The 12,001-nt window shown below is 64.3% G+C and carries 12 protein-coding genes; 7 read left to right on the forward strand and 5 right to left on the reverse strand.

Annotated features, from left to right (window positions below):
• The first annotated feature begins 149 nt into the window (after nt 1-149).
• On the forward strand, nt 150-995 hold the full coding sequence (locus IVB24_RS37095; protein WP_247771516.1) for an SDR family NAD(P)-dependent oxidoreductase: 846 nt from the start codon (nt 150-152) through the stop codon (nt 993-995).
• 190 nt (nt 996-1,185) lie between these two features.
• On the opposite strand, the gene IVB24_RS37100 is transcribed toward IVB24_RS37095, so the two are convergent.
• The 3 genes from IVB24_RS37100 to IVB24_RS37110 form a co-directional block, all read right to left on the reverse strand.
• Entirely contained in the window at nt 1,186-1,392 is a 207-nt protein-coding gene (locus IVB24_RS37100) for a hypothetical protein (RefSeq protein WP_247771517.1), read from the reverse strand.
• Nucleotides 1,393-1,568: 176 nt separating this feature from the next.
• Nucleotides 1,569-1,844, reverse strand: a complete 276-nt coding sequence (locus tag IVB24_RS37105) for a YiaA/YiaB family inner membrane protein (RefSeq protein ID WP_091966026.1) — start codon at nt 1,842-1,844, stop codon at nt 1,569-1,571.
• Between the two features lie 40 nt (nt 1,845-1,884).
• Entirely contained in the window at nt 1,885-2,580 is a 696-nt protein-coding gene (locus IVB24_RS37110; RefSeq protein WP_094973168.1) for a PspA/IM30 family protein, read from the reverse strand.
• 104 nt (nt 2,581-2,684) lie between these two features.
• On the opposite strand from IVB24_RS37110, the gene IVB24_RS37115 reads away from it, so the two are divergent.
• The 3 genes from IVB24_RS37115 (at nt 2,685) to IVB24_RS37125 (ending at nt 6,497) form a co-directional block, all read left to right on the forward strand.
• The gene (locus tag IVB24_RS37115) at nt 2,685-3,317 is read left to right on the forward strand and encodes a TetR/AcrR family transcriptional regulator (RefSeq protein ID WP_166476996.1); all 633 of its coding nucleotides are present in this window, start codon (nt 2,685-2,687) and stop codon (nt 3,315-3,317) included.
• A gap of 146 nt (nt 3,318-3,463) precedes the next feature.
• Complete coding sequence (locus IVB24_RS37120; RefSeq protein ID WP_247771518.1) at nt 3,464-4,735, forward strand: DUF892 family protein; 1,272 nt, start codon at nt 3,464-3,466, stop codon at nt 4,733-4,735.
• A 142-nt stretch (nt 4,736-4,877) separates the two neighbouring features.
• The gene (locus IVB24_RS37125; RefSeq protein ID WP_247771519.1) at nt 4,878-6,497 is read left to right on the forward strand and encodes an ABC transporter substrate-binding protein; all 1,620 of its coding nucleotides are present in this window, start codon (nt 4,878-4,880) and stop codon (nt 6,495-6,497) included.
• On the opposite strand, the gene IVB24_RS37130 is transcribed toward IVB24_RS37125, so the two are convergent.
• Nucleotides 6,473-7,837, reverse strand: coding sequence for a glycoside hydrolase family 3 N-terminal domain-containing protein (locus IVB24_RS37130; RefSeq protein WP_247771520.1), 1,365 nt, complete (start codon nt 7,835-7,837; stop codon nt 6,473-6,475). The two genes, IVB24_RS37125 and IVB24_RS37130, sit on opposite strands and share 25 nt — an antisense overlap.
• 190 nt (nt 7,838-8,027) lie before the next feature.
• Between IVB24_RS37130 and IVB24_RS37135 the strand changes: the two genes are divergently transcribed.
• The 3 genes from IVB24_RS37135 to IVB24_RS37145 are packed head-to-tail and all read left to right on the forward strand — an operon-like array spanning nt 8,028 to nt 11,836.
• The gene (locus tag IVB24_RS37135) at nt 8,028-9,536 is read left to right on the forward strand and encodes a DUF4173 domain-containing protein (protein ID WP_247771521.1); all 1,509 of its coding nucleotides are present in this window, start codon (nt 8,028-8,030) and stop codon (nt 9,534-9,536) included.
• A 12-nt stretch (nt 9,537-9,548) separates the two neighbouring features.
• Nucleotides 9,549-10,253, forward strand: a complete 705-nt coding sequence (locus IVB24_RS37140) for a response regulator transcription factor (protein ID WP_247771522.1) — start codon at nt 9,549-9,551, stop codon at nt 10,251-10,253.
• Nucleotides 10,250-11,836: an ATP-binding protein gene (locus IVB24_RS37145; RefSeq protein ID WP_247771523.1), complete on the forward strand. Its 1,587-nt coding sequence runs from the start codon at nt 10,250-10,252 to the stop codon at nt 11,834-11,836. The genes IVB24_RS37140 and IVB24_RS37145 overlap by 4 nt, the downstream gene beginning before the upstream one ends.
• Here IVB24_RS37145 and IVB24_RS37150 read toward each other — a convergent pair.
• Complete coding sequence (locus IVB24_RS37150) at nt 11,833-11,973, reverse strand: hypothetical protein (RefSeq protein ID WP_162848615.1); 141 nt, start codon at nt 11,971-11,973, stop codon at nt 11,833-11,835. The genes IVB24_RS37145 and IVB24_RS37150 overlap by 4 nt on opposite strands.
• Nucleotides 11,974-12,001 lie beyond the last annotated feature (28 nt).

The following is a 12,001-nucleotide window of genomic DNA, read 5'->3' on the forward strand; positions in this document are numbered from 1 at the left end:
ATCTGGGCGGGATCGTTAGACTGAAGGATACAGCCGCGCCGGATAGGCGTAAAGGCAGCGTCGAACGAAGACCTCCCATGCCGACTTGTGCAGGGTCGGACTGCTGCCATGTTATAGCTCGATCGAGAGTTCTTCCCCGGAGACGATCCATGCCACATCCCACCATCGTCAAAGACAATGTCGCCGTGATCACAGGCGGCGCATCCGGAATCGGGCTTGCCGCCGCGGCGGCCTTCGCGCGCGCCGGCATGAAGGTGTGCATCGCGGATGTCGACCGGGAACGGCTGGCGGACGCCGCGACAAGACTGTCATCTGTCACATCTGCCACAAACGTGATGACCTCAGTCGTCGATGTCAGCAGCGCGGAGAGCGTGAGGGAATTGGAACGTGCCGTGAGCGCGCAATTCGGCGGAACGGACCTGCTGATGAACAATGCCGGCATCCAGCCGGGCAGCACGCTGTTCGGCGAACCCGACAATTGGCAGCGCATCATCGCCGTCAACATGTGGGGCATCATCAACGGCTCGCGCATCTTCGCACCCAACATGATCGCGCGCGGCAAGACCGGCCTCATCATCAACACCGGCTCGAAGCAGGGTATCACCACGCCGCCGGGCGACCCCGCCTACAATGTCTCCAAGGCCGGCGTGAAGGCATTTACCGAGGCGCTGCAGCACGAGCTGCGCAACACGAAAGGCTGTCGCCTCACGGCACATTTGCTGATCCCCGGCTTCGTCTTCGCCGGCCTCACCGCGAAGGGACGCACCGAAAAGCCGGCCGGCGCCTGGACGCCGGAACAGACGGTCGATTTCATGCTGGCGCGGCTGGAGGCTGGCGATTTCTACATCCTGTGCCCGGACAACGACGTGCCGCGCGCGCTCGACGAGAAACGCATCCAATGGGCCGCCGGCGACATCGTCGAGAACCGCCCGCCGCTGTCGCGCTGGCACCCGGATTACACGGATGCGTTCACGAGGTTCGTGGAGAGGGAGTAACCGTCAAATCTTCATGGTGAGGAGCGCGCCCTTGCGCGCGTCTCAGGAACGATGCTTCGCATCGCCTGGAGAACGATGCAGGCCCAACTGCAGCGGCCCGGCCTCGATCCTTCGAGACGCCCGCTTTCGGCGGGTTCCTCAGGATGAGGGGTTGGAGTGTTCGCGGCGCGGCAAGTTCGCGCAAGCCGCCCTACAGCGTCTCTTGCTGGTGCCCGCAATTCTTGCAAGCGAACTTGACCCGGGTCTGGCCTTTTTCCGCCTGGACCCGATTCGGCGCGCCGCACTTGCCGCAGACGGCCTCGATGCGGGTCGCGCCCTGCTTGACGACGATGGTCTTCTTTTCCATCGATTCGCGGACCAGGCGCTCGGCCTCCTCACGCAGCGATTGTTTCGACAAAGCTCGTCTCCGCATCTGGAAAGCGCGAGAGCCATATCGCACCTGCGTTCGAAGTACAATGCGGGATGCGGATCGGAAGGCCCGATCAAAACGTCATTCCGGGCGGACGCGAGAGCCGCGGCGCGTCGCTCCGCGGCTCTCGTGCTCGTCGTCCGGATTGGCGCAAGGCAGATTCTTCAAGCCGCCTTGGAAACTTCCATCAGCAGCCGTTCGGCCTTGGCATCCTCGATGCGATTCACCAGTCGGCTGCTCTCGTGATTGTCACGCACGGTCTTGGTCAGGGTGATGCAGGTCTGGATCAGCATGACGATGCCCATGGTGAGATAGCCCTTCATCCAGAAGTCGATCGGCAGGAAGAAAATACCGATGGCGATGAGGAACGCGGAGGCTGCGAAGGACGCGTAAGTGAAGGTCACCCAGGCGCTGCTATGGGGTTGGCCGTTCTGGTTCATGATGGTCTCCTGTTGGTTCGAATGATGATGGGGTTGGGGATCAGGCGGTCGGCGCGCGCTTGGACTTCAACCGGACCAGCACGTCGTCCGCAGTCGTCTTCAACCGTGGGCCAAAACCCTGCTCGGCAAGTCTCTCGGCGGTGGCGAGCGGTCCGGTGGCCGCATCGAGCTCGACCAACGCATCATCGGCGGCCTGGGCTTCCATCTGCCGCTCGCGCAGGCGCCGCAGGGTGCTCTCCGCCTCCGGCAGCGTGGATTCGTAAGGACGTGCCGCCTCGATGCCGCTGCGGCGAAGCGAGCGCACCGCCTCCGAGGCTCGGGCGACGCGGCGGCCGCGATCGAGCTCGGTGATGCGGGCCTGCGCGGTTGCGACGTGCCGCTTCAGCCTGATGATCTCAGTCGCGAACAAGGCGCGGGCCGTCATGGCCGCATCGCGGTCAGCCTCCAGGCCTGCGATGGCGTCGGCAGCGTCCCTGGCGAGATCCTCGCGGCCGCCATCGAGCGCCGCGACCGCGCGCGTCTCGAGATCGGCGATGCGGGCGACGGTCGCCTCGAGCTTGCGGCCCTCCTGCTGGTCCTGCGCGATCGCGAGCGCCAGCGTCCGCTTGCTGCGCTCGACGGCGGCGGCCGCATCGCGCATCTGCTGGTCGAGAATGAGGAGGGCGGTCCGGTCCTCCAGTTCCTCGCCGGCGGCGGCCACGCTGCCCCGGAAGAGTGTTACGACGGTCTTGAACATCTGCTGCTCCCTGTTTATGAGCATTGCTCACAAATCGTTTGTAGCAACAACCATGAACATTGTTCAAGAAGAATTTGAGCAACGCTCAAGAATTTGATAGGCGCATGTCTAAAGCCTTGGAACGTCGAGAGAAACTTCGATCCGATCTCATCCTGGCGGCGGAGCGGATGATCGCCGACCGTGGCTTGTCGGGGCTGAAAACCCGCGATCTCGCCCGCGAGATCGGCTGTGCCAATGGTGCGGTCTATAATCTCGTGGCCGATATGGACGAGCTGATCCTGCGGGTGGGCTCGCGCACGCTGCACCGGCTCGACGAGGCGCTGAGCGCGGCGGAAAGCTCGGGCGCCTCCTTGCCGCAGGAGACGCTGGTCCGCATCGCCATCGCCTATTGCGATTTCGCGGCGGAGAATCTCCAGCTCTGGCGCGCACTGTTCGAGCACCGCATGGAGGCCGACAAGGTCGTTCCCGACTGGTCCGTCGATGACCAGATGCGGTTGTTTCGCCACATCTACCAGCCGCTGGTCTCGCTGTTTCCAAAACGCGGCCCGGAAGAGCTCGGCATCACCGCGCGCAGCCTGTTCTCGGCGGTGCATGGCATGGTGGCGCTGGGGTTGGAGCAGAAACTGGTCGCGGTGCCGCTGCCGGCGCTGCGCAAGGAAATCGCAGGCCTCGTGCGCGCGATGATTGACGGACTGATCGCGCAGGCCGGGCAGAGCCGCGCAGCAGTGGGACCGTAGAGACCTCGCGGGCATCAACGAACGCGCAGACGCGCTCCGCTTCACGTCTTCGCGCAGCGCCGGATCTGAATCTCGACGAGAGCTAGGAACGAACATTCCGAGGGCCGGTTGACGCGCATAGTTTCCCTCAGAGCGCGAGCCCTCCCATGTATCACCACGTCAAGAAACTGATGTTCACCGTGCGTGTCGACGAACCCGATCCACGCTTCGGCAATATGCTGCTCGAGCAGTTCGGCGGCGCCAATGGGGAACTCGCGGCCGCGATGCAATATTCGATTCAAGGTTTGAATTGCGAGGATCCCGACCGCAAGGATCTCCTGATGGATATCGGAACCGAAGAGCTCAGCCATCTCGAAGTCGTCGGTTGTCTTGCGCGCATGCATCTTGCGCCTTCGAAGAACGACCGCCAGGCGGCAGAGGCCGATCCGCTGATTGCGATCGCCGGCGGCGGCGGCGTCAATCTGTTCAATTCACAAGGCAATCCCTGGACCGCCGACTATCTCAAGATCACCGGCGAGCTCGACGTCGATCTCCGCAGCAACATCGCCGCCGAGGCGCGCGCGAAGATCGTCTATGAACGGCTGATCAATTTCTGCGACGACGCCGGCAGCAAGGACGCGCTCCAGTTCCTGATGACGCGGGAAATCACTCATATGAAGGCGTTCGCGCGCGCGCTCGAAAGCCTGTCGAAGCCGGCCTTCAGCATCGGCAGGCTCGCGCCGACGCCCGGCCTCGTGAACCAGTACTTCAACGATTCCACCGGCAGCGGCGACCACGGCGAAATCGACACCCGCGGTCCCTGGAACGAGGGCGAGGACTGGGTGTTCACGGAATCGCCCGCTCTGCAGTCCACCGATGCCGGCGCCGGCACATCCATTGTGACGGAGAGCTCATCGCCCGTGGACGAGGCGGGCCTGACCGATCTCCTGCTCCATGAACTGCGCGACATTCTCCATGCCGAGAAGCAGTTGACCAAGGCGCTTCCCAAGATGGCGCAGGCCGCCCGCTTCGACCAGCTGCGGGAATTGTTCGAACTGCATCTGGCCGAGACCGAGAATCAGGTCGAGCGCATCAACGAATGCTTCGAACTGCTCGGCGAGACCGCACGCGCCAAACCCTGCAAGGGCATGATGGGCCTCATCGAGGAAGGCCAGGAAGTCATGAAGGAAGCCGAAGACAAGGAAGACGCTGCCGCCGACCTCTCACTGATTTCTGCGGCTCAACGCGTCGAGCATTACGAGATGTCCGGCTACACCACCGCGCGTAATCTGGCGCAACAGCTCCGGCATAGCGCAGTGGTCGCCCTGCTCTCCAAATCCCTCGCCGAGGAAGAAAACGCCGATCTCCTGCTCAATCAGGTCGCGCGATCGCTGATGTCGGTTGCGAAGATGCCTGCCGCAGTGGAGCAGGCCGAATAGGAAGCGCCTGACGCAACGCACAGACAACACCGCCTCGCGCCCTCGCGCGGGGCGGTCGGCCACGGATACGGTACGATCGTTCGTGCCGGGTGGCACACACCTTGCCTCTCGATGCCGGATGATTGCCGGACAGGAGGCCTCCATGAGCCGTTCACCCTTCCATATGAGCCGCCGCAACGTGATTGGCGGCGTGGGTGCCGCCGGCATCAGTGCCGTTGCTCCGCCATTCGCTTGGGCGCAGGGACGTAGTGAGACGCTGCTGGTGGTGCAGGAGCTGGGTCCGAACTCGCTGGACATGCAGGGCGTCGGCTCCAACCAGACCGTAAATGGGCTATCGTGGAATTGCTACGACCGCCTGCTTTCCTACGGCTCCATGACGCTGCCGGACGGAACGCTGTCGTATGATCGCGAGAAGCTCGCGCCCGAACTGGCCGAGAGCTGGGAGGTCGCAGCCGACGGCATGTCCTGCACCTTCAAGCTTCGCAAGGACGCGAAATTCCACGACGGCACGCCTGTCACCGCCAAGGACGTCAAATGGTCGTTCGACCGTGCGGTGAAGGTTGGCGGCTTTCCGACCTCTCAGATGTCGGCGGGATCGCTGGAAAAGCCCGAACAGTTCGTGGTCGTGGACGATCACACCTTCCGCATCGACTATGTCCGCAAGGACAAGATGCTGCTGTTCAACGTCGCCGTGGTCGTGCCCTTCATCATCAACTCGGAACTGGCGAAGAAGAATGCTAGTCCGGAAGACCCCTGGGCATTGACGTGGCTCAGGAACAACGAGGCCGGCGGCGGCGCCTACAGGATCGAAAGCTGGAAGCCCGGCAGCGAGACCGTGCTGGCGCGTTTCGACGACTGGAAGAGCGGACCCTTGCCGAAGATCAGGCGCGTGATCGCACGCGACGTTCCCTCCGGCGGAACGCGCCGCGCCATGCTGGAGCGAGGCGATGCCGACTTGTCGAGCGGCTTTGCGCCGCGCGATTTCGACCAGCTCATCAGGGAAGGCAAAGTCAGGGTATCGGGCGTGCCGATCCCCAATGCGCTCTGGTACGTTGCTCTGAACACCGCAAAGCCGCCTTTCGACAATATGAAGCTGCGCCAGGCCATCGCCTGGGCGATGCCATATGAGCAGATCCAGAGCAGCGCGTTCTTCGGCCGTGCCGTTCCGATGTACGAAGGAGCGGCAGAAGTCTCAAAGCCGGTCTGGCCGCAGCCGTTTCCCTATGCCACCGACCTCGACAAGGCCAAGGCCTTGATCAAGGAAGCTGGCTTCGGGTCCGGCCTGGAGACGACCTTGTCGCTCGACACAGGCACCGCGACCGTCGGCGAACCCACGGCGATCTTGATCCAGGAGAGCCTCGCCAAGATCGGCATCGAGGCATCGATCGAAAAGATCCCCGGTGCCAACTGGCGCACGACGCTGAACAAGAAGGAGCTGCCGCTCGCGCTCAACCGTTTCAGCGGCTGGCTCGACTATCCCGAATATTACTTCTATTGGAATTTCCACGGCAACAATTCGATCTTCAACATCTCCTCCTACCAGAACAAGGAGATGGACGCGCTGATCGACAAGGCCCGCTTCACCGCTGATACGGCCGAATACGACAAGGCGGTGAAGGATTTCATCGCGCTCTGCATCCGCGACGTGCCGGTCGTTCCGCTCAACCAGCCGATCCACGACGTCGCCATGCAGAAGGGCATCACCGGCTACGAGTTCTGGTTTCACCGCGAGCCGGACTACCGCCAATTTTCGAAGGGCTGATGCCGCTCGACGACGCGGAGCACAACTGACGCAGCCCGCGCCTGCTCGATCGAAAAACCTCGCGTCAGCCGCGCCTCACTCGCGCGCAGCGCTGCTGTATCCAGCATGCCTTTCCGCGAGCCTTCCAGCGCGCAGGCGAAGACGCGGTAGAATTGCGCGCCGTCATAGGCGACCAGCAGCAGGTCGACGCCGGCATTGATCGCCTCGACCACGGCCTTGCAGACGTCGTTCTGGTAGATTGCACCCATCACGAGGTCGTCGGTCATCACCACGCCCTGATAGCCCCATTTGTCACGGATGATGCCATCGACGACGCGCTTGGAGTGCGAGGCGGCGCGTTCGGGGTCGACCGCGGTGAGGGTGACATGGCCGATCATCAGTGCGCTGCGCGAATGCGACAGCACCTCGCGGAACGGAAGCCAGTCCGTGGCTTCCAATTCCGCAACCGGCGCGTCGAGATTGGCGCTGAAATGATGCGTGTCGGCGCGAACGCGGCCGATGCCCGGAAAATGCTTGAGCGTGGCACCGACGCCGGATTCTTCCAGCCCGCGCACATAGGCGCTCGCGATCGTGCCGACGACGGCCGGATCGGTTGCAATTGCGCGCTGGCCGATCAGCGTGTGGAAATCGAGGCGGTTGCGCCGCGCTGGCGGCTTGAGGTCGAGCACCGGCGCGAGATTGAGGTTGACGCCGAGGCCCGCAAGCTCGCGTCCGTGGATACGACCGAACTCTTCAGCCTTGGCCTGCTGGTCGTCGGGAGCGAGACCGGCGAGCGTCGCCGGCGCCGGCACCTTGGTCAGCGGCGGCGCCAGATGCCCGACGATGCCGCCCTCCTGGTCGGCGGCGACGACCAGCGGCGACAGGCCCGCCGCGCGCCGCTTGTCCTGAAGCGCCGAGATTTCCGCACGTAACGCCGCAACGGTTCGGCCCCGGATGTTGTGCCGGGTCACATAGACGCCGCCGATCAATCCCTGCTCGGCCAGCCTCGCGACCTCGGGAAACGAGGAATAGCCGACCATGAAATGAGGCCCGAGCTGTCGCGCCTCGGCGGCACTTGCGCCGAGGACGTCGTGCTTGCGCAGTTCGAACTTCAGATGCGCCGCGGACATCAGGACCGGCGGCAGGCACCAGAGCGTGACCAGCAGCTTGCCCGCGATGGTCCGCCGGCGCCCTCCGCGCAGCAGCAGGATGACGATCGCGATGCTTGCGACGACAAGCGCGATGTTTCCGGCGCCGCGCAACGGGACCAGATAGGGATCGTTCTTGTTCGCGGCCGCGAATACGACGACGGGCGCGGCAAGCCAGAGTAGAATGAGACCGATACGGCGGAGGAATTGCATGATGCATCACGCGCTGGGAGGGGCGAATGCTTCGCACCTATCAAAGCAATGCACGCCGGACGAGAGGCAAAAGCGCGCCTGCACGAAAACTGCAAAAGACTCCTGAAACCGTGCAGACGATGATCCCGGCTTCTGCACAAGCACCATTCAGACTTCGTGATGCCACCCATCACGAAAGGTCTTCCCGGATATGACAAGCCTGGCTTCGACAATCGTAGAGGAAATCAAGCCGATCGGTCATGCCTCGATCGCGGCCAAGGTCGGCCTCGCGCTGATGCTGGCCGCACTCGCCGACTGGCTGTTCTACGGACAGCGGATCGGGCTCTCGTTGACGCTCTTTGCGATCGCGCTCGCCGGGGTGTCGGCGCTCTTCAATCATGCGGCTCTGGACTTGCGCCGCGCGCTGATCGGCTCGGCCGTCCTCGTCGCCGGTCTGGTGCCTGTCATCGAGGAGCTCAACACCCTGTCGTTCCAGATCCTGATCGCGTCGCTCGCGATTGCGTTGCTGCTCGTAACCAATTCCGAAACGACCGGGCTCGCCGACCGCGCCCGCGCGCTGCGCAACTTGGTGCTGCTCGGGCCCTTCAGGTTCTTCCTCGATGCGCCCCAGGCGTTCAACGCGTCGGCGCTGACCCGCGGCATCGCGCGCTGGCTGCTGCCGGCAGCGCTGAGCACGGTCTTCGTCGCGCTGTTCGCCGCAGCCAATCCGGTGATCGAGCAATGGGTGTTCCTGCTCAATCCGAAGCTCATTCTGCAATATGTCAGCGTCCCGCGCGTGCTGTTCTGGGGCTTGATGCTGGCGCTGGTCTGGCCATTCATCCATGTGCGCTGGCGGCGCAAGACGAACGTCACCACCGCCGTCGCGGACGGTCCTGTACCGCCGCAGCTCCCGCCTCTGGTCTCGGTGGAGTTTCTTGGTCCCTCCACCATCCTGCGCTCGCTGATCCTGTTCAATTTGCTGTTCGCGGCGCAGTCCATTCTCGACGGGATCTATCTCTGGGGCCATGTGGCGCTGCCGGACAATCTGACCTATGCGGGCTACGCACATCGCGGAGCCTATCCGCTGATCGTGACCGCCCTGCTCGCCGCGGCCTTCGTGCTGGCGGCGATGCGCCCAGGCGGGCCGGCCGAGAACTCGAAGGTGATCCGGCCGCTGGTCTATCTCTGGGTCGGGCAGAACGTGCTTCTCGTCGCTTCCTCCATTCTTCGCCTCGACCTCTACGTCGACATCTACATGCTGACCTACTGGCGGATCGCGGCCTTCATCTGGATGGGGCTGGTCGCGCTCGGGCTGATCCTGATCGTGACCCGCATCGCCCTTAACCGGTCCAACCAATGGCTCGTCGGCGTCAATCTGGTTGCGCTGGCGATCGTGCTCTACGGCTGCTCGCTGGTGAACTTCAATGCCTTCATTGCCGACTACAATGTGAGCCACAGCCGGGAGGCATCCGGCAAAGGCCTGCAGATCGATATCAACTATCTCCTGACGCTCGGGCCGCAGGCACTGCCCGCGATCGACAAGGCCATCTTGCTGCGGTCTGGCAACCCCGAGAGCTGTCTTGTGTCGCGCCGCGACCGCCTTGTAGAACAGCAGCGCCGGGATCTGGCCTGGCGGAGCTGGGGCTTTCGGAGCTGGCGGCTGCAGCGCAGGCTGGACGCGCAGGCGAAAGATCAGTCCGGCAACCCGCCGGCGGGGTGAGCGGAGAGTTTCTTGGCGCATCGCATTCTCATCGTCGACGACGAAGGCCATATCCGCGAGGTCATCCGCGTCGCCCTGAAGAAGGCCGGCATGGACGTGATCGAGGCCCGCGACGGCAAGGAGGCGCTCGCCCGCTTTGCCGCCGACAGGCCCGATCTGATCGTGCTCGACATCGGCATGCCCGAGTTCGACGGCCTCGACGTCTGCCGCGAGATCCGCAAGAATTCCGACGTGCCGATCCTGTTCCTGTCGGCGCGCGACGAGGAGATCGACCGCATCCTCGGCCTCGAAATCGGCGGCGACGATTACGTGACGAAGCCGTTCAGCCCGCGCGAGCTGGTGGCGCGGGTCAATGTCATCCTCCGCCGGCTCAGCCCGCGCAATGGCGAGATCAAGGCTGGTCCCACCGCGCTGTCGCAAGGCGGCCTGCTGCTCGACCCCGAGCAGCATGTCGCGACCTTCTCAGGCACGCCGCTGAAGCTGACCGCGATCGAGTTCGGCATCCTGCGCGCGTTCCTGAGCCGGCCGACTTCGGTGTTCAACCGCGAGCAGCTGATGCGGGCAGCCTATCAGCTCAACATCCAGGTCTCCGACCGCACCATCGACAGCCACATCCGCAACATCCGCGCCAAGCTAGCGGCGCTGAATTGCGAGAACGTCATCGAGACCATCCACGGCGTCGGCTTCAAGCTCGGTCGCTGCGAGAAGGCGGCATGAGCCCGGCGCCGGACAAATGGCGGCCATCGCTGGGGCTCGTCATCTTTGCGGTGCTGACGACGGTCGGCGTGCTGCCGCTGGTCGGCCTGTTCTTCTTCCGCCTCTACGACAACCAGCTGATCCGCCAGACCCAGGCCGAGCTGATTGCGCAAAGCCGCGTGCTGGCGACGATCTATGCGCAGGAGGTCACGGCCAGGCTCGACAGCGGCCTGACGCTCGGCGCCGAGGTGCCGCCGAACGTGCTGCCCGACCCCGGCGATCAGGTCACGCCGATCCGCCCCGCGCTCGACCTCACCGCCAACGATCTGCTGCGGCGGCGACCGGATGCGCAGGCCGCGCCTCATCCCGCGCAGGCGGCCTATGTCGAGATCGGCGCAAGGCTGACGCCGATCATCCGCGAGACCCAGAAGGTGACGCTGGCGGGCTTTCGCATCCTCGATCCGCAAGGCGTCGTGATCGCCGGGCGCCAGGAGGTCGGCCAGTCGCTCGCCCATATCGAGGAGGTCGCCGACGCGCTGCACGGGCAATATCGCGCCACCTTGCGCAACCGCGTGCCGGACAAGCCGCCGCCGCCGATCTATTCCTTCAGCCGCGGCCTCGGCGTGCATGTGTTCTCGGCGATGCCCGTCATCGTCAACAACCGCGTGGCCGGCGTGATCTACACCACGCGAACGCCCAGCAACATCTTCGACCATCTCTACCAGGAGCGGGGCAAGTTCGTGCTGGCGGGGCTCGCCGTCATCCTCGGCACCATCGCGATCGGCCTGGTGTTCTCGCGCACCATCACGCTGCCGATGCGCGAGCTGATCGACCGCGCCGCGCGGATCGGCCGCGGTGACCGCGAGGCGTTCCGGCCCCTCCGGCACTACGGCACGCGGGAGTTCGCCCAGCTCTCGCACAGCTTCCTCGGCATGGCCGAGCAACTGGCGCGCCGCTCGGACTACATCGCGACGTTCTCGGCGCACCTCACCCACGAGCTGAAATCGCCGCTGACCTCGATCAAGGGCGCGGCCGAGCTGCTGCAGGATTCGGTTCAAGGCAAATCCGAGGGCCTGACACCGGCCGAACAGAAGACGTTCATCGCCAACATCCTGTCCGACACGCAGCGGCTGGAGGCGATGGCGCAGCGGCTGCGGGAGCTCGCCCGCGCCGAAAGCCTGCCGCAGAATGAGCGCACGGAGCTGGCGCCCGTGATCGCCGACCTCAAGAACCGGTTTCCGGCCAGCTCCATCGAGGCCAGCGGCAGCCTCGACCGCTCCATCGGCATGTCCGGAGAAAAGGCGCTGATCGTGCTGTCGCATCTCGCCGACAACGCGATGCGGCACAAGGCCGGGACAATCAGGCTGGAGGCTGTGGACGAACGCACGACCCTGCGTCTGACGGTGAGCAATGACGGCGAACCGATCTCGGCACCGAACCGCGACAGGATTTTTGATGCGTTCTTCACCACCCGCCGCGACCAGGGCGGCACCGGGATGGGGCTTGCGATCTCGCGCGCGGTGATGGCGAGCCATGGCGGCTCGATCAGGCTCAAGCCGACCGACGAGGGCGCGGCCTTCGAGCTCCAATTCCCTGTCGCCTAGATCGCGAACACCCAGGCGGCGACGATGGTGCCGATGGTGATCAAGCCGGCGATGGTCCAGCCGGCGGCATATTCGAGCTCAGGATGACCGGTCGCCCGCATGATCTCTGTCGGATCGGCGGTATGCTTGTGTGCCATGACAGCCTCGCATGTTTCTCCCCGCGTC

Origin of the sequence: Bradyrhizobium sp. 192 (assembly GCF_023100965.1) — a bacterium.
Lineage (GTDB): Bacteria > Pseudomonadota > Alphaproteobacteria > Rhizobiales > Xanthobacteraceae > Bradyrhizobium > Bradyrhizobium symbiodeficiens.